The 17,957-nt window shown below is 71.4% G+C and carries 14 protein-coding genes and 1 pseudogene; 8 read left to right on the top strand and 7 right to left on the bottom strand.

Annotated elements, in window-relative coordinates:
- Positions 1–123 precede the first annotated feature (123 nt).
- The 4 genes from ACIQUT_RS05185 to ACIQUT_RS05170 all read left to right on the top strand — a co-directional run bounded on the left by ACIQUT_RS05185 (position 124) and on the right by ACIQUT_RS05170 (position 3,310).
- Positions 124–1,155 carry a TraR/DksA family transcriptional regulator gene (locus ACIQUT_RS05185; protein WP_403559602.1) on the top strand — a complete coding sequence of 344 codons (1,032 nt, stop codon included), beginning with the start codon at positions 124–126 and terminating at the stop codon, positions 1,153–1,155.
- A 112-nt stretch (positions 1,156–1,267) separates the two neighbouring features.
- Positions 1,268–1,828 carry a signal peptidase II gene (gene lspA, locus ACIQUT_RS05180; protein ID WP_403559599.1) on the top strand — a complete coding sequence of 187 codons (561 nt, stop codon included), beginning with the start codon at positions 1,268–1,270 and terminating at the stop codon, positions 1,826–1,828.
- A gap of 52 nt (positions 1,829–1,880) precedes the next feature.
- Positions 1,881–2,822: an RluA family pseudouridine synthase gene (locus ACIQUT_RS05175; protein WP_403559596.1), complete on the top strand. Its 942-nt coding sequence runs from the start codon at positions 1,881–1,883 to the stop codon at positions 2,820–2,822.
- 11 nt (positions 2,823–2,833) lie between these two features.
- A complete protein-coding gene (locus ACIQUT_RS05170; protein WP_403559594.1) occupies positions 2,834–3,310 on the top strand; it encodes a GNAT family N-acetyltransferase in 477 nt (158 codons plus the stop codon).
- Between the two features lie 250 nt (positions 3,311–3,560).
- Here ACIQUT_RS05170 and ACIQUT_RS05165 read toward each other — a convergent pair.
- Positions 3,561–4,226: pseudogene (locus tag ACIQUT_RS05165) on the bottom strand (IS200/IS605 family accessory protein TnpB-related protein); the annotation flags it as partial.
- 310 nt (positions 4,227–4,536) lie between these two features.
- Entirely contained in the window at positions 4,537–5,670 is a 1,134-nt protein-coding gene (locus tag ACIQUT_RS05160; protein ID WP_403559591.1) for a mechanosensitive ion channel family protein, read from the bottom strand.
- A gap of 51 nt (positions 5,671–5,721) precedes the next feature.
- On the opposite strand from ACIQUT_RS05160, the gene ACIQUT_RS05155 reads away from it, so the two are divergent.
- On the top strand, positions 5,722–6,291 hold the full coding sequence (locus ACIQUT_RS05155) for a dienelactone hydrolase family protein (protein ID WP_403559589.1): 570 nt from the start codon (positions 5,722–5,724) through the stop codon (positions 6,289–6,291).
- 123 nt (positions 6,292–6,414) lie between these two features.
- Here ACIQUT_RS05155 and ACIQUT_RS05150 read toward each other — a convergent pair whose 3' ends face one another.
- The 5 genes from ACIQUT_RS05150 to ACIQUT_RS05130 form a co-directional block, all read right to left on the bottom strand.
- Positions 6,415–7,359, bottom strand: coding sequence for a zinc metalloprotease (locus tag ACIQUT_RS05150; protein ID WP_403560577.1), 945 nt, complete (start codon positions 7,357–7,359; stop codon positions 6,415–6,417).
- Positions 7,360–7,618: 259 nt separating this feature from the next.
- Entirely contained in the window at positions 7,619–9,283 is a 1,665-nt protein-coding gene (locus ACIQUT_RS05145) for an alkaline phosphatase D family protein (protein WP_403559586.1), read from the bottom strand.
- Between the two features lie 117 nt (positions 9,284–9,400).
- Complete coding sequence (locus ACIQUT_RS05140) at positions 9,401–10,195, bottom strand: DsbA family protein (RefSeq protein WP_403559584.1); 795 nt, start codon at positions 10,193–10,195, stop codon at positions 9,401–9,403.
- A gap of 49 nt (positions 10,196–10,244) precedes the next feature.
- The gene (locus ACIQUT_RS05135; RefSeq protein WP_403559581.1) at positions 10,245–10,934 is read right to left on the bottom strand and encodes a hypothetical protein; all 690 of its coding nucleotides are present in this window, start codon (positions 10,932–10,934) and stop codon (positions 10,245–10,247) included.
- Between the two features lie 61 nt (positions 10,935–10,995).
- Complete coding sequence (locus ACIQUT_RS05130) at positions 10,996–12,324, bottom strand: DUF2252 domain-containing protein (RefSeq protein ID WP_403559578.1); 1,329 nt, start codon at positions 12,322–12,324, stop codon at positions 10,996–10,998.
- 170 nt (positions 12,325–12,494) lie between these two features.
- Between ACIQUT_RS05130 and dnaE the strand changes: the two genes are divergently transcribed.
- The 3 genes from dnaE to ACIQUT_RS05115 all read left to right on the top strand — a co-directional run bounded on the left by dnaE (position 12,495) and on the right by ACIQUT_RS05115 (position 17,882).
- Entirely contained in the window at positions 12,495–16,034 is a 3,540-nt protein-coding gene (dnaE, locus tag ACIQUT_RS05125; RefSeq protein ID WP_403559575.1) for a DNA polymerase III subunit alpha, read from the top strand.
- Between the two features lie 191 nt (positions 16,035–16,225).
- Positions 16,226–16,381: a hypothetical protein gene (locus tag ACIQUT_RS05120; RefSeq protein WP_403559572.1), complete on the top strand. Its 156-nt coding sequence runs from the start codon at positions 16,226–16,228 to the stop codon at positions 16,379–16,381.
- A 193-nt stretch (positions 16,382–16,574) separates the two neighbouring features.
- Complete coding sequence (locus ACIQUT_RS05115; RefSeq protein WP_403559569.1) at positions 16,575–17,882, top strand: NYN domain-containing protein; 1,308 nt, start codon at positions 16,575–16,577, stop codon at positions 17,880–17,882.
- Positions 17,883–17,957 lie beyond the last annotated feature (75 nt).

Here is a 17,957-nt window from a genome sequence, read left to right as displayed (position 1 = left end):
CTGGGCACAACGGATGCAGGTTGACCGGGGCGGACGCGTGCCCCGTTGCCGAAGGACGGGAGGCGATTTATCGTTCCGGCACGATTCGCGAGCAAGGTCACAGTATGTGAAGGGGCCGCGGCCATGGTGGCGAAAAAGACCGCCGGGAGTACTCCCGAGAAGGCTGTCGGAAAGGCCGCCGCACGGGCCTCGGCGGCCGAGGACGCGGCGTCGGCCCGGAAGCCGGCCGCGGTGAGGAAGGCCGACGGGGCGACCGCGAAGGCGGCCGGCAAGGCGCCGGTGAAGACCGCCGTGAAGACGGCCGCCGCGAAGACCGCGGCGGGGCGGGCGCCCGCGGCGAGGACGGCCGCGAAGGCGGCGGCGGAGGCGAAGCCGGCCGCGAAAGGGGCCGCCGAGGCCGCCGCGAGGACCACTGCCGGGACCACGGCCAAGAGCACCGCTGAGACCGCCGCCAAGGCCGCCACCAGGGCCGCCGCTGGGAAGGCCGCGGCCGGGAAGACCGCCGCCGGGAAGGCCGCCGCCCGGAAGTCCCCGGCGGTCGCGAAGAAGGCCGCGAAGACGACCGCGAAGACGACCGCGACGACCGCGGGGAAAGCCACGGCCGAGCCGGCCGCGGCCGAGGGGGCGGCACAGGCCGCGCAACAGACGGGAGCCCGGAAAGTGGTTGCCAGGAAGAGCACCGGCACGGCCGGGAAGACGGCTGAGGCCGCCACCGGCGGGCTGCCGAAGGCGAGGGCCACCGGGGCCCCGGCCGCCCCCGGCGAGCTCGCCGTACGGCCCGGCGAGGATCCGTGGACCCCGGCGGAGGTCGCCGAGGCGCGGACCGAGCTGGAGACCGAGGCGGAGCGGCTGCGCGACGAGCTGCTGGCCTCGGAGGAGGCGATCACGGGCCTGATGCGGGACTCCGGCGACGGCGCGGGCGACGACCAGGCCGACACCGGGACCAAGAACATCACCCGCGAGTCCGAGATGGCCCTCGCGGCCAACGCCCGCGAGATGCTGGAGCAGACCGAGCGGGCCCTGGAGCGGCTGGACGCGGGCACGTACGGGCTCTGCGAGAGCTGCGGGCAGCCCATCGGAAAGGCCCGCATGCAGGCCTTCCCGCGGGCCACGCTCTGCGTGGACTGCAAGCAGAAGCAGGAGCGGCGGCACTAGACCGGCGGGCGCGGCCGGGGGGCCCTGACGTACCCTCGTGTCTGGTCAGGGTCCAGGAACCTGACAGGGCTGTGTCATCGCAACCCGGTTCGCGCTAGTTCGAGGGACTCACGTGGCAGAGGCGGAGCGCATCATCGGTACGCCGGAGGTCGGGGACGACACCCAGCCCGAGCCCGCGGCGCCCAAGGGGCGCCGGCGGATCGCGGCCCTGCTGGTGGTGGCGATCCTCGCGTACCTGGTGGACCTCGGCACCAAGATGGTCGTCGTGGCGAAGCTGGAGCACCAGCCGCCGATCCGGATCATCGGCGACCTGCTGAAGTTCGAGGCGATCCGCAACCCCGGAGCGGCCTTCGGCTTCGGCGAGGCCTTCACGATCATCTTCACCCTGATCGCGGCCACCGTGATCGTCGTGATCGTCCGCCTCGCCCGCAAGCTGTACAGCCTGCCCTGGGCGATCGCGCTGGGCCTGCTGCTCGGCGGCGCGCTGGGCAACCTGACCGACCGGATCTTCCGCTCGCCGGGCGTGTTCCGCGGCGCTGTGGTCGATTTCATCGCGCCGGCGCACTTCGCCGTGTTCAACCTCGCCGACACCGCCATCGTGTGCGGCGGCATCCTGATCGTGCTGCTCTCCTTCAAGGGCCTGGACCCGGACGGCACGGTCCACAAGGACTGAGGACCGCCGGCGGCCGGACCCGGCTCCGCGCCGCGTCCGGCATACTCGACGGGTGAGCACGATTCCCGAGATCCGCACCCTGCCCGTTCCCGATGGCCTCGAAGGCGAGCGCGTCGACGCCGCCATCTCCCGCATGTTCGGGTTTTCCCGGACCAAGGCCGCCGAGCTCGCCGCCGCGGGGAAGGTCTCGGTCGACGGCAGCGTCGTCGGGAAGTCCGAGCGCGTGCACGGCGGCGCCTGGCTCGAAGTGGAGATGCCCGCCCCCCCGCGCGCGGTCGAGGTCGTCGCCGAACCGGTACCCGGCATGGAGATCATCCACGAAGACGACGACGTCGTGGTCATCATGAAGCCCGTCGGCGTCGCCGCCCACCCGAGCCCCGGCTGGACCGGCACCACCGTCATCGGCGGCCTCGCCGCCGCCGGCTACCGGATCTCCACCTCCGGCGCCGCCGAGCGCCAGGGCATCGTGCACCGCCTCGACGTCGGCACGTCCGGCCTGATGGCCGTCGCCAAGTCGGAGCGCGCCTACACCTCGCTGAAGAACCAGTTCCGCGAGCGCGTCGTGGACAAGCGCTACCACGCGCTCGTCCAGGGCCACCCGGACCCGATGAGCGGCACCATCGACGCGCCCATCGGCCGCCACCCCAGCGCGGACTACAAGTGGGCCGTGACCCGGGACGGCAAGCCGTCGGTCACCCACTACGACCTGATCGAGGCCTTCCGCGCCGCCTCGCTGCTGGACATCAAGCTGGAGACGGGCCGCACGCACCAGATCCGCGTCCACATGTCCGCCCACCGGCACCCGTGCGTCGGCGACCTCACCTACGGCGCCGACCCGACCATCGCCAAGCGCCTGAAGCTGACCCGCCAGTGGCTGCACGCGGTGCGCCTCGGCTTCGAGCACCCGGCGGACGGGCAGTGGGTGGAGTTCGAGAGCAAGTACCCCGACGACCTCCGGCACGCGCTGGACGTCATCCGCGCCGAGAGCGAATGAGCCGAGAGCGCATGAGCGGGGAGGGCACGGCCTTCACCGTCCGGCGGGCCGTCTCGCCGGAGGACCTGAAGGCCTGCTTCGCCGTGCGGACCGAGGTGTTCGTCGTCGAGCAGTCCGTGCCCGAGTCGATCGAGTACGACGCCTACGACGCCGACGCGGTCCACGTGCTGGCCGTGGCGCCGGACGGGAGCCCGCTCGGCACCGGCCGGCTGCTCCACGGGCCGGCCGCCCTCGGCAAGACCGGCGACCCGGAGGCCGGTGCGCTCGGCCGGCTCGCGGTGACCGCCGCCGCCCGCGGGCTCGGCGTCGGGGCCGCGCTGGTCCGGGCGATCGAGGCGGAGGCGGCGGAGCTCGGGCTCCGCGCGGTCGTCCTGGGGGCGCAGACGCACGCCCTCCGCTTCTACGAGCGGCTCGGATACGAGGCCTACGGGCCCGAGTTCGAGGAGGCGGGCATCCCGCACCGCTCGATGCGCCGCACCCTGCCGTAGCGCTCCACGGGAAGTGCCGCAACACGGGCCGGCGCTCGTCCGCGGGTCTGTGGGGGCCGGTCGCGCAGTTCCCCGCGCCCCTGCGGGGCGAACCCGGTCGCCCCGCGCCTGACGGGCCCGGGGCGCCGGATGCGGCAGGGTGGGCGGGTGGAACAGCTCGCCCTGCTCTTCGTGCTGCTGCTCGGCGCGGTCGTCACCGTGCCGCTCGGGGACCGGCTCGGACTTCCCGCGCCCGTCCTGATGACCGTTCCTAGTCAGTGAGCAGGAGTGAGTCTTGGACTCGTTCCTGTGCACTGCGGACATCCCGAACGGTTTTGGGTGTCCTGGTCGCCCGCGTTCTCTCCGCGTCCGGCTGCACGGATCGTGTCCGTGGTCCGGGGATGCGGGGGCGGGTTTCCTCACGCTCTGGGGTGCCCGGTCCGGCCTGGACGGTCCGATGCCCGTGACGATCGCTCTGGTCGTCACGGGGCGGTGCCGTCCGTCGCCGGATCGGGTGCCCGAGGGCGCGTCGCCCGATCGCGATGCTCGCGGCATCGTGACGGGACATCTTGCGTGTCTTGCTGGTGAGGGGCTTGCGCCAGTGCTCGTCGCCCCACACGGACGTGTAGGCCGGGTCCACGGCCACAATGGCCAGGCCCTGTTCGGCGGCCATGGAGACGAGGCGGGCCTTGAGCCTGCCGGTGGGCAGGCCGGAGATCAGCTGCCGGAACTTCTTCTTGCGGCCGTGCTTCTCGCGGGTCTTCTCGGCGGCGAAGTCCAGGTCCTCGATGGCGATCGCCGTCACCCCACACCGGCGTACCCAGTGCTGCAGGCGGGTGATCGCGTGGCGGACCTGGGCGTCGCGGTGGTCGGCCGACCCGCTGAGGTCGTAGAAGAAACGCCGGGGATCGCCGACAGGGTTGCCGTGGGCGTCGAGGCCGGCCACGGACCGCCACACCGGACGGTCCCGGGGCGACGAACGGCGCCGTCACTTCCCGCAGCCCGCCCATTCCCGCACCCCCGCCCCACGCCGGCCGAAGAACCCCTGCATGCACTCAACGACCACCACCGGTGAAGGTCACCCGTTCGGCACGGAAACCTCCGTTCCCTTCCAGGTTCAGGCGTCGAGCAGCCCAGACACCCATGTGCATGCGCCAGAACACGCCCATGCGCAGTCACTCGCCAGCAGTCCCCAACCCCGTAGCCGGCACCCGGCGGCGGGTCCCCGGCAGCCGGCCGGCGTCCGCTCAGCCGGACCCGGCCGGCCCGCGGCCGTCCGCCGGGCCCGGAGCGCTGGCGTCACCGTCGGCCCCGGCGGCTCCGGTGTCTTCGGCGGTGCCGGGTGCGGGCGGGGCCGGGGCGGTGGTGATGCGGGGGAGGGCGTACGGGTGTCGGGCTGCCAGCCAGGCGATCATCCGCTCGCGGACCGCGCAGCGGACGGTCCAGATGTCGGAGGCGTCCTTGGCGGTCACCACCGCGCGGACCTGGATCGTGTGCGGTGTGGTGTCCGTCACGGCCAGGCTGCCGGTCCGGCCGTCCCATTCCGGCACCTCCTTCAGGATCTGCCGGAGCTGTTCGCGCATCGGCTCCAGCGGGGCGCTGTGGTCGAGGTGCCAGAAGACGGTGCCGGTCATCTCGGCGCCGCCGCGCGACCAGTTCTCGTACGGCTTGCTCGTGAAATACGACACAGGCATGGTGATCCGCCGCTCGTCCCAGGTGCGGACCACCAGGAAGGTGAGGGTGATCTCCTCGACGGTGCCCCACTCCTTGTCCACGACGACGGTGTCGCCGATGCGCACGGTGTCGCCGAAGGCGATCTGCAGTCCGGCGAAGAGGTTGCCGAGCGTGGACTGGGCGGCGATGCCGGCGACGATGCCGATGATGCCCGCCGAGGCCAGCAGGGAGGCGCCGACCGTCCGCATCGCCGGGAAGGTCAGCAGCATGGCCGCGACCGCGATCACCGCGACCGCCGCCGTGACCACCCGCTGGATCAGCGTGACCTGGGTGCGGACCCGGCGCACCCGTGCCTCGTCCGCGGTCCGGTCGGCGTACCGGGCGTACACGGAGTCCACGACCGCCGTCGCGATGCGCACCAGCAGCCAGGCCGCCGCGCCGATCAGTACGAGGGTGAGGGCGCGGCCCACGGCCGCGGTGTGCGCGGGCAGGATCCGGGCCTCGCGGTAGGAGCCGTACAGCAGGGCGGTGGCCAGGGTGAGCCGGAACGGGGTGCGGCAGCGGCGCAGCAGCCCCCACAGCGGGGTCTCCCCGTGGCGGGCGTCGGCGCGGCGCAGCAGCAGGTCCAGCAGCCAGCCGGCGACGAGGGTGACGGCCAGCACGCCGCCGACGACCAGGGCCGGGCGCAGAACGGTGTCCGTGTCCATGGAGTTGAACCTAACCGCAGCGGGCGTGCGGAAACTGGCACGATGGTGTGCATGAACATCGTGCTTTTCCATTCGGCGTACGGGCTGCGGCCCGCGGTGCACGCGGCGGCCGACCGGCTGCGCGCTGCCGGGCACCAGGTCCAGGTGCCCGATCTCTTCGAGGGGCGCACCTTCGAGACCGTCGAGGAGGGCATGGCGTACCGGGACGAGACCGGCCGCGACGAGCTGCTCCGGCGCGCGGTGCTGGCCGCCGCCCCCCACTCCGACCAGGGGCTCGTGTACGCGGGCTTCTCCTTCGGCGGCTCCCTCGCCCAGCACCTGGCGCTGGCCGACGAGAAGGCGCGCGGGCTGCTGCTCCTGCACGGCACGGCCGACCTGGAGGAGGACGCCGCGGTCGACGACCTGCCGGTGCAGCTGCACATCGCCGATCCGGACCCGTTCGAGCCGCACGACTGGCTGACGGCCTGGTACCTGCGGATGCGGCGGGCGGGCGCGGACGTCGAGGTCCACCGCTACCCGGGGGCCGGGCACCTGTTCACCGACCCGGACCTCGACGACTACGACGAGGAGGCCGCGGAGCAGACCTGGAAGGCGGCGCTCGCCTTCCTCGACAGCCTGTAGCCGCGGCGGGCGGCAGGAGCCGGAACACGCCACGAGGGGCAGGGCACATGACGTGCCCTGCCCCTCGTGCGTCAGCCGCGCTCAGGCCCGGTCAGGCCCCGTGGTGAGGCCCGGTGAGGGCGGTCAGCCGCGGTAGGCGTTCCACATGCTCTGCATGCGGGCCACCTGGCCGGCGCTGAACTGGTACATGCACGCGTCGTACGTGTAGTCCATGAAGTTGTGGATCGGGTCGGCGCCGGCCTTGCTGGCGCACGAGTCGCGGCCGGTCGGGCACTCGTACGCAGCGCTCTTCTCGGCCGGGGTGTCGGCGACGGAGTCGCCGCTTCCGTTGCAGCCGCCCTGGAAGGTGTGGTACAGGCCCATCCAGTGGCCGACCTCGTGCGTGGCGGTGTCGCCCTCGTTGTAGTTGGCGGAGGAGCCGCCCGGCAGCGAGGAGTTGAGCAGGACCACGCCGTCCATCTTCGGCTGGGAGGCGTAGGAGCTCGGGAAGGTCGCCCAGCCGAGCAGGCCGCCGCCGAGGCTGGCCGTGTAGACGTTCAGCGCGTCGGAGCCGCCCTTGCGCAGGGTGTTCTTCATGTCCTTCTCGGCCTGGGAGCCGTGGGACACGCCGTACCAGGAGGCGTTGTCGGTGTAGTCCGTGGAGACCAGCTGGAACTGGTAGCCGGCGTTGACGTTCCCGGTGCCCTGGCCGCTGTAGGCGGAGTTGAGGACGGCGAGCTGGTTGTTGATGTCCGTGGCGGACAGCTTGCCCTGGGTGCCGTTGTGGATGACGTGGAAGTACACCGGGATGGTCGTCGCGGTGGTCGCCTCGGCGGCGCGCATCTGGCGCTGCGGGCCGAGCTGGGCGAGCTTCTTGGCCAGGTCGGCGTCCATGGCCTTGACCTGGGCCTCCGTCACCTCGTTGGGCTCGGCGGCGTGCTGCTCCTTCGGGCGGGCGACGCGGGCGTCGGCCGGGGCCGAGGCGTCCTCGGCGCACTGCTCGGCACCGGTCGGGGCGGCGGCCGCAAGGGTGGTGGGGGCGGAGAAGGGGGCGAACGCCAGGGCGCCGGCCAGAACGGCGGGGGCCATGAGGCGGCGGCGGAGCATGGGGGATATGCGGGCGGAAGCGCGCACGTTGAACTCCTCGCAAGCGTGGTGGGGGGTGAGGGATTTCCTCACGCTGGCGCGAAGCTTATGTGTCCATGTCATGCATCCAGCAAGACCTGAATGTAAAAGATTTGTTGCTTCTGGGGTTGGAGGGGCACCTGGCGTGTACCAAGTGCCCCTTGTTGCAACAATTTTGAGGAACTGTCAGTCAGTCCGGTCGGTCAGCCCCGTCAGGCTGCGGTCAGCCGACCGGCGACCAGACGCGTTCCACCTTCTGCGTGCCGTTCAGCGTGCGGTACGAACGGGACCACGCCGACGTGGCGTCCTGCCTCCGCTTGTCGGACACGACGTAGTAGTCCATCTGGGACCTTTCGGACGTCACGTCCAGTACGCCGTACCCGTGCGCGTCCATGTCGAGCCACTTCACGTGCCAGTTCGCGGCCCTGATGGCGGCCTCGGCCGCCAGCGAGGCGGTGTTCGCGGGCACGTGCAGGATGTCGTCGATGTTGTCGGAGGTCACCGACGTCACCACGAACTCCGTCGCGGCCGTCCCCGACCCCGGGTACGTCGCCATGTTCACCGGGACCTCGTTGGCCCAGGCCATGTGGATGTCGCCGGTCAGGAACACCGTGTTCTTGATGTTCCGGTCCTTCAGGTGGCCCAGCAGCTCCTTGCGGTCGTCGGTGTACCCGTCCCACTGGTCCGTGCTGATGGCGATCCCGCCCTCGGGCAGGCCGAGGAGCTTCGTCAGCGGCGCCAGCAGGTGCGCCGGCAGCGACCCGAACGCGACCGGCGAGATCATCACCGAGGTCCCGACCAGCTTCCAGGTGGCGTTCGAGCCCGCCAGGCCCGACTTGAGCCAGTCCAGCTGGGCGCGCCCGGTGATGGTGCGCTCCGGGTCGTCCACCCCGCCGTTGCCCACCTTGACCTGCTGGGAGCGGAAGCTGCGCAGGTCGAGCAGGTGCAGGTCGGCGAGGGAGCCGAAGCGCAGGCGGCGGTAGACCGTGCCGGCGGTCGAGGTGCGCACCGGCATCCACTCGAAGTAGGCCTGCTTGGCGGCGGCCGCGCGCGCCGCCCAGTCGCCCTCGGTCCCCGGGGTGTGGTTCTCCGCGCCGCCCGACCAGGCGTCGTTGGCGATCTCGTGGTCGTCCCAGATCGCGACGATGGCGTGTGCGGCGTGCAGGGCCTGGAGGTCGGTGTCCGTCTTGTACTTGCCGTGCCGGGCCCGGTAGTCGGCGAGGGTGGTGATCTCGTGCAGCGGCTCGTGCCGGCGCACGACGTACTTCGCCTCGGGGTAGCCCCCGCTCTGGTACTCGTAGATGTAGTCGCCGAGGTGCAGGATCGCGTGCAGGTCGCTGCGGGCGGCCAGGTGGCGGTACGCGGAGAACCAGCCGGACTCCCAGTTCGCGCAGGAGACCACGCCGAAGCGGACGGACGGGGTCGCCGCGTCGTGGCGGGGGGCGGTCAGGGTGCGCCCGACCGGGGAGACGGCGGCGCCGGCGGTGAACCGGTAGAAGTACGGGGTCTGCGGCTGCAGTCCGCGGACGTCCGCCTTGACCGTGTGGTCGGAGGCGGCGGTCGCGGTGACCGTGCCGCTCGCGACGACCCGGGAGAACGCCCGGTCCTCGGCCACTTCCCAGCCCACCCGGGTGGCCGGGCCGACGCCGGAGCCGGGTACGGCCTCGGGGACGGGGGTGACGCGGGTCCACAGCAGGATCCCGTCCGGGAGCGGGTCGCCGGAGGCGATGCCGTGCAGGAAGGCGGGTCCGCCCGCGGCTGCGGAAGCGGGGGATATGCCCAGGGCGGCCGTCGCGAAGGGGGTGAGCGCCGCGGTGGCGGCAGCGGCCTTGACGACCGTACGGCGGCGGGGAGTTGCCGCGGTGGGGGAGGTGAGTTGACTGGTCACGGCCGGTCATATTACTGACCGGTATAACCGCAGGTACAGCCCTGGGAATGCAACAAGCGGGCGAACTCTGGGAGTCCGCCCGCTCGTTGCGTGCCGGGTGTTACCGGCGGTCCGCGCTCAGCCCGCGATGGCCTTGTCCACCGCCGCCGTGAACTCGTCCGGGTTCATCTTGATTTCGACCTTCTTGCCGTCCATCTTCAGCGACGGGGTGCCCTCCAGGCCCGCCTTGTCGAAGACCTTCGACATCTCGATCGCCCACCGGTTGTACGTGCCGTCCTCGACGGCCTTCTTGAACTCGGCGTTGCCCTTCAGCGCCGGGACCTGGTCGGCGATCTTCAGCAGGTACTCGTCCTTGCCGAACTTGTCGTCCCGCTCTTCGGGGTGGTTCTCCTGCGAGTACAGCGCCGCCTTGTACTCCGAGAACGCCTCGGGGCTGACGTTCAGCGCCGCACCCAGCGCGCTCAGGGCGTTCTTCGAGCCGCTGCCGCCGAAGCCCTTGTCGAGGAAGGTGGCGCCGACGAACTGCAGCTTGTACTTGCCCGCCTCGACGTCCTTCTTGATCTGCGGGCCGATCTTCTGCTCGAACTGGGAGCAGATCGGGCAGCGGGCGTCCTCGTACAGCTCCAGCGTCTTCTTCGCGTCGGGCTTGCCCACGACGACGGTCGTGCCGTTCTCGCCCGTGGTGTTCTTCGGGGCGACCAGGGCGGCCGTCGCGGCCTTCTCCCACTCGTCGGGCTGGTTGGCCTGGACGACGGCGTAGCCGATGCCGCCGGCCAGGGCGAGGGCGGCGACGACCGCGCCGGCCACGACGAACTGGCGGCGGGCCTTGTCCCGCTTCGCCTGCTTCTCGCGCTCGATGCGCAGCCGCTCGCGAGCCGCCGCCTTGTTGGCCTGGCTGTTGCGTGAACTCATGGTGATCTCCGTGGGGTGTGACATGTGGATGAGGGGTGCCGTACGGACGTCAGGCGCGCACGAGCGCGCCGCGTACGGGAGGCCCCCGGAGCCCCACGGAGTGGGCGGGGAAGCGGGTCCGGGCGGCCGGGCCCGTGTCGGCCGGGCGCGGTTCCCGCCGGGGCGGCCGGCCGGCGCCCACTCCCGCCGAGGCCGCCGCCAGCCGCAGCGGCCGGAACGCGAGGCCGGCCACCGCGCCCAGCAGCTGGCACAGCGCCCGCTCGCCGTACCGCAGCCAGACCGCGGCCAGCAGCCCGACGGAGACGTGCGCGGCGAGCAGCAGCCACGGCGTCCACGCGCCGGCCGCGGCGGGCAGGGCCGCGGAGCCGACGGGGCCGGACATCTCGGCCAGCGGGCCGCCCAGCGGTGTCCCGCCGCACAGCTCGTGCAGGCCCAGCGCCCGCAGCGGGCCGGAGACCGGCCCGCCGGAGGGCCCGTAGCAGACGTGCTGGCCGGCGGTGAAGACGGTGTCGGCGGCCAGCTCCAGCGGGACCAGCAGCCCGGCGATCGGGCCGAAGCCCCGCTCGCGGCCCGCCAGCGTCCAGGCGATGAGGAACACGGAGGCGAAGGCCCCGGCGGCCGGCGCCGGCGGCAGCGGCACCCCCGCGATGAGGACGTGCGAGCCGGCCGACAGCAGCACGACGAACGCGCTGAACAGCGCGGCCCGCAGCCCTCTCAGTCCTGCTCCTGATATGCCCATCGCCGCGAGTCTGCCATGACTTTCTGTGAACGCAGGGCTCCGGGGGCGGGGGCGGGCCCCGCTACGGCCGGATCCGGCCGTTGCGGAACAGGTCCACGAAGAGCAGGTGGTCGGCGCGGGCGCGGGCCCCGTAGGCGTGCGCGAAGTCCACCAGGAGCTCGGCGAAGCCCTCCTCGTCGGCGGCGATCGCCGCGTCGATGGCCCGCTCCGTGGAGAACGGGACGAGGCTGTGGCCGCTCTCCGCCTCGTCGGCCGAGGCGTGCATGGTCGCCGTGGCCCGGCCCAGGTCCGCGACCACGGCCGCGATCTCCTCCGGGTCGTCCAGGTCCGACCAGTCCAGGTCCACCGCGTACGGGGAGACCTCGGCCACCAGCTGGCCGGCCCCGTCCAGCTCGGTCCAGCCCAGCCAGGGGTCGGCGTGCGCCTGGAGGGCGCGCTGGGAGATCACCGTGCGGTGCCCCTCGTGCCGGAAGTACTCCCGCACCGCCCGGTCGGTGATGTGCCGGGACACCGCCGGGGTCTGCGCCTGCTTGAGGTAGATCACGACGTCGTTCTCCAGGGCGTCGCTGTGGCCCTCCAGCAGGATGTTGTACGAGGGCAGCCCCGCCGAGCCGATGCCGACGCCCCGGCGGCCCACCACGTCCTTGACCCGGTAGGAGTCCGGGCGCACCAGGGATTCGTCGGGCAGGGTCTCCAGGTACGCGTCGAAGGCGGCCAGGACCTTGTACCGGGTCGCCGCGTCGAGCTCGATGGAGCCGCCGCCGGAGGTGAAGCGGCGCTCGTAGTCCCGGATCTCGGTCATGGAGTCCAGGAGGGCGAAGCGGGTGCGGGAGCGGGCCGAGCGCAGGGCGGACAGCAGCGGGCCGTGGGAGGTGTCCAGGGTGAAGGAGGGGACCTCCTCGTGTTTGGCGTCCCCGGCGGCCAGGACGTGGATCTGCTCGCGGTAGGCGGCGGCGTAGATCCGCACCAGCTCGCTGATCTGCTCGTCGCTGAGCGCCTTGGTGTAGCCGATCAGGGCCACGGAGGCCGCGAAGCGCTTGAGGTCCCAGGTGAAGGGGCCGACGTAGGCCTCGTCGAAGTCGTTGACGTTGAAGACGAGGCGGCCGGTGGAGTCCATGTAGGTGCCGAAGTTCTCGGCGTGCAGATCGCCGTGGATCCACACCCGGCCGGTCCGGTCGTCCAGGTAGGGGCCGCCGTGGCGCTCGCGCTCCAGGTCGGCGTAGAAGAGGCAGGCGGTGCCCCGGTAGAAGGCGAAAGCGGAAGCGGCCATCTTCCGGAATTTCACCTGGAAGGCGGCGGGGTCGGCGGCGAGCAGCTCACCGAAGGCGGTGTCGAAGACATCCAGTATCTGTTCGGCGCGCTGTTCGTTCGCCATTTCGGGGACCGCCATGGCGGGTTCCTCCTGGTGCACGGGCTGGACTGGTTCCGATCGACTGGACGCCGTGCGGGACCACCTGGTTCTGCAACGCCTGACCGTACCGTCAGGTGCCCGGAATCTGTCACCCGTGGGACGTAGGATTCAAAGCTGCCCCCTACCCCCGCCCCCGGAGGTCCCGCGCCGTGGCCAAGACGCCGTTCACGCACCTGCACGTCCACACCCAGTACTCGCTGCTGGACGGTGCCGCGCGGCTGAAGGACATGTTCGCGGCGTGCAACGAGATGGGCATGTCGCACATCGCCATGTCCGACCACGGAAACCTGCACGGCGCGTATGACTTCTTTCACTCTGCGCAGAAGGCCGGGATCACCCCGATCATCGGCATCGAGGCGTACGTCGCACCCGAGTCCCGCCGCAACAAGCGGAGGATCCAGTGGGGCCAGCCGCACCAGAAGCGGGACGACGTCTCCGGCTCCGGCGGCTACACCCACAAGACGATCTGGGCGGCGAACGCCACCGGCCTGCACAACCTCTTCCGGCTGTCCTCCGACGCCTACGCCGAGGGCTGGCTCACGAAGTGGCCCCGCATGGACAAGGAGACCATCGCCCAGTGGTCGGAGGGCCTGATCGCCTCCACCGGCTGCCCCTCCGGCGAGGTGCAGACCCGACTGCGCCTCGGACAGTTCGACGAGGCGCTCAAGGCGGCCTCCGACTACAAGGACATCTTCGGCGAGGGGCGCTACTTCCTGGAGCTGATGGACCACGGCATCGAGATCGAGCGCCGGGTCCGCGACGGCCTGCTGGAGATCGGCAAGAAGCTCGGCATCCCGCCGCTGGTCACCAACGACTCGCACTACACGTACGCGCACGAGGCCGGCGCGCACGACGCCCTGCTCTGCATCCAGACCGGCAAGAACCTCTCCGACCCGGACCGCTTCCGGTTCGACGGCTCCGGCTACTACCTGAAGTCGACGGAGGAGATGTACGCCATCGACTCCTCGGACGCCTGGCAGGAGGGCTGCGCCAACACCCGCCTCGTCGCCGAGCAGGTCGACACCGAGGGCATGTTCACGTTCCGGAACCTGATGCCGAAGTTCGACATCCCGGAGGGCTACACCGAGGTCACCTGGTTCCGCGAGGAGACCATGAAGGGGATGCACCGCCGCTTCCCGGGCGGCATCCCCGAGGACCGCATGAAGCAGGTCGAGTACGAGATGGACACGATCATCTCGATGGGCTTCCCCGGCTACTTCCTCGTGGTCGCCGACTTCATCATGTGGGCCAAGAACCAGGGCATCGCCGTGGGCCCCGGCCGAGGCTCCGCGGCAGGCTCGATCGTCGCGTACGCCATGGGCATCACCGACCTCGACCCGATCCCGCACGGCCTGATCTTCGAGCGGTTCCTGAACCCCGAGCGCATCTCCATGCCCGATGTCGACATCGACTTCGACGAGCGTCGGCGCGTCGAGGTGATCCGGTACGTGACCGAGAAGTACGGCGCCGACAAGGTCGCCATGATCGGCACGTACGGCACCATCAAGGCCAAGAACGCGATCAAGGACTCCGCGCGCGTGCTGGGCTACCCGTACGCCATGGGCGACCGGCTCACCAAGGCCATGCCCGCCGACGTCCTCGGCAAGGGCATCCCGCTCTCCGGCATCCTCGACCCCTCGCACCCCCGCTACGGCGAGGCCGGCGAGATCCGCGGGATGTACGAGAACGAGCCGGACGTGAAGAAGGTCATCGACACCGCGCGCGGCGTGGAGGGCCTGGTCCGCCAGATGGGCGTGCACGCCGCCGGCGTGATCATGTCCAGCGAGCGGATCACCGACCACGTGCCCGTCTGGGTGCGGCACACCGACGGCGTCACCATCACCCAGTGGGACTACCCGAGCTGCGAGTCGCTCGGCCTGCTGAAGATGGACTTCCTCGGCCTGCGCAACCTCACGATCATGGACGACGCCGTCAAGATGGTGAAGGCCAACAAGGGGATCGACATCGACCTCCTGGCCCTGCCGCTCGACGACCCCAAGACCTTCGAGCTGCTCCAGCGCGGCGACACCCTCGGCGTCTTCCAGTTCGACGGCGGCCCCATGCGCTCGCTGCTGCGCCTGATGAAGCCCGACAACTTCGAAGACATCTCCGCCGTGTCCGCGCTCTACCGGCCGGGCCCGATGGGCATGAACTCGCACACGAACTACGCCCTGCGCAAGAACAAGCAGCAGGAGATCACCCCGATCCACCCCGAGCTGGAGAAGCCGCTCGAAGAGGTGCTCGCGGTCACCTACGGCCTGATCGTCTACCAGGAGCAGGTGCAGAAGGCCGCCCAGATCATCGCCGGCTACTCGCTCGGCGAGGCCGACATCCTCCGCCGCGTCATGGGCAAGAAGAAGCCCGAGGAGCTCGCGAAGAACTTCACGATCTTCCAGGAAGGCGCCCGGAAGAACGGCTACACCGACACCGCCATCCAGGCCCTGTGGGACGTGCTGGTCCCCTTCGCCGGCTACGCCTTCAACAAGGCCCACTCCGCCGCGTACGGCCTGGTCTCCTACTGGACCGCCTACCTCAAGGCCAACCACCCGGCCGAGTACATGGCCGGCCTGCTCACCTCGGTCAAGGACGACAAGGACAAGTCCGCGATCTACCTGAACGAGTGCCGCCGCATGGGCATCAAGGTGCTCCCGCCGAACGTGAACGAGTCCGAGTCGAACTTCGCCGCCCAGGGCGACGACGTGATCCTCTTCGGCCTCACCGCCGTCCGCAACGTCGGCCAGAACGTCGTGGACTCGATCATCAAGACCCGCAAGGCCAAGGGGAAGTACTCCTCCTTCCCGGACTTCCTCGACAAGGTCGAGGCCGTGGTCTGCAACAAGCGCACCGTCGAATCGCTGATCAAGGCCGGCGCCTTCGACGAGATGGGCCACACCCGCAAGGGCCTCGTCGCCCAGCACGAGCCGATGATCGACACCGTGGTCGCGGTCAAGCGCAAGGAGGCCGAGGGCCAGTTCGACCTCTTCGGCGCCATGGGCGACGAGGGCGGCGACGAGCCCGGCTTCGGCCTCGACGTCGAGTTCTCCGACGTCGAGTGGGAGAAGTCCTACCTGCTCGCCCAGGAGCGCGAGATGCTCGGCCTGTACGTCTCCGACCACCCGCTCTTCGGCCTGGAGCACGTCCTGTCCGACAAGACGGACGCGGGCATCTCCCAGCTCACCGGCGGCGAGCACGCCGACGGCGCCGTCGTCACCATCGGCGGCATCATCTCGGGCCTCCAGCGGAAGATGACCAAGCAGGGCAACGCCTGGGCCATCGCCACCGTCGAGGACCTCGCCGGCTCCATCGAGTGCATGTTCTTCCCGGCCACCTACCAGCTCGTCTCCACCCAGCTGGTCGAGGACGCCGTCGTCTTCGTCAAGGGCCGCCTCGACAAGCGCGAGGACGTGCCGCGGCTGGTCGCCATGGAGCTGATGGTCCCCGACCTGTCCTCGGCCGGGACCAACGCCCCGGTCGTCCTCACCATCCCCACCGTCAAGGTCACCCCTCCGATGGTCACCCGTCTGGGCGAGATCCTCCGCCACCACAAGGGCAACACCGAGGTCCGGATCAAGCTCCAGGGCCCCCGGTCCACCACCGTGCTGCGCCTCGACCGGCACCGGGTCCAGCCCGACCCGGCCCTCTTCGGCGACCTCAAGGTGCTCCTCGGACCGTCCTGCCTGGCCGGCTGACGGCCGCCGATTGACGGCCGCCGATTGACGGCCGTCGGCCGTCGGCCGCCGGCCCGGCCCCGCGCCCACCGGCGCACCGCAGCACAGAGGGCGCGCCCGGAACTCCTCCGGGCGCGCCCTCGCGCGTCTGCCCCCGGCGCCCGCGGCGCCGGCGGCGGCGTCAGTTGTGGCCGAAGCGCTTCTGCTTGCCCTTGCGCGCCATATCCATCGGACTCGGGGACGACGACGAGGACGACGACTCGGACGAGGTCTCCTGCGAGCTCTTCGACGGCTCCTGCGACGAGGAGCGGGCCTGCTGCTTCGGCTGCTTCTGGTTCTTGTTCTTGGCCATGGTGGAGCCTCCGTGAGGGTCTAGGGGCCAGGACCGCCTTCACACTCACACAGCACCACAAACCGCGCATTGTGGATCTTTCCCGGGTGTCGCGGCCCGCGCGCGCCCCGAAAACAGTGAGATACGCCACGCCGATGATCCAGTTCCGGCCGTCAACACCCGCATGGTCGGGCAGACTCGGGGAAAACCAGAGGACCCCCACGGAAGAGGTGGAACGCGTGGACCGCTGCGTCGTCCTGGTGGACGCCGGCTATCTGCTGGGCGCCGCCGCAAGCCTTCTCGCGGGTGAACCCTCCCGCTCCCGCATCACCGTCGACCACGCCGCCCTCATCCACGGCCTGCGCGAACGGGCCGAGGCCGACACCCAGCAGCCCCTGCTGCGCATCTACTGGTTCGACGGTGCACCCGACCGGGTGCCCCAGCCCGAACACCGCCGGCTGCGCGTCATGCCCCGGGTCACCGTCCGGCTCGGCGCCCTGACCCGCAGCGACGGCCGCTGGGCGCAGAAGGGCGTCGACGCCGCCATGCACGCCGAGCTCACCGAGCTGGCCCGCAACCGCGCCTGCTCCGACGTCGTCCTCGTCACGGGCGACGGGGACCTCCTGCCCGGCCTGATGTCCGCCAAGGAGCACGGCGTCGCCGTCCACCTGTGGGCCGTCCAGGCCGCCGACGGCGACTACAACCAGTCCGAGGACCTCGTCGCCGAGGCCGACGAGCGCCGCGTCCTGGACCGGGCCTGGATCACCCGCGCCGTCCGCGCCAAGGACCTCACCGGCCTCTACTCGCCCCCGCCCGCGCCCCGCCCCGAGATCGCCGCCATCCTCTCCGCACCCCTGCCCGAGGCGGCCCTCGCCGAGGCGGCCGCCCGCAGCGCCGCCGCCGGCGCCCCGGCCCCGGCCGCCGACCCGCCCGTCCCCGAGACCGGCGCGGCCCCCGTGCCCGCCCCCGCCGTCGGCGGCAGGACCGTACCCACCCCCAAGGACCTCGCCGGCTCCCTGCGCGCCCCCGGCCACCAGCCCGGCCCGCACTCCGGCAACGGCGTCACCCCCTCCCCGGCCAGCGCCCTGCGCTGGTCCTCCGACCGGGGCTGGATCGACCGGCCCGGCCCGCTCGGCGAACCCGCCGAGACCGCCTCCCTGCCCACCCTCGCCCAGCTCACCAGCGCCGAGCAGCGCTGGGCCGACCGCGAGGAGGACATCACCACCGTCGGCGGCGACCCGTTCGAGGTCGGCCAGGTCTTCGCCCGGCGCTGGATGGAACGCCTCCCGGAAGCCGTCCACCTGCAGAAACTCGCCACCATGTACCCGCGGATCCCGCACCGCATCGACGGCGAGCTGCTGCGCTACGCGGCCCGGTTCGGCCTGCTCGCCCACAAGGACGACCAGATCGACGAACACGACCGCTACGCCATCCGCGCCGGGTTCTGGCGGGAGATCGACGTCCGCGCCGCGGCCGAGCGCGTGCCCGGCGCACCGGCCGCCGCGCCGGGCGTCCCGGCGACCCCGACGCCCGAGTAGGGCCCGGGGCCGCGTAGGCTGCTCCCTCGTGAGTACGGGCACAGCACCAGCGAGACCGCAGGGCAGCCGCAGCAC

Source organism: Streptomyces sp. NPDC090445 (genome assembly GCF_044769385.1).
Taxonomy (GTDB): Bacteria; Actinomycetota; Actinomycetes; order Streptomycetales; family Streptomycetaceae; genus Streptomyces.
Note: the sequence above shows the minus strand (reverse complement) of the source record. Positions and strands in the feature narration are given on the sequence as shown.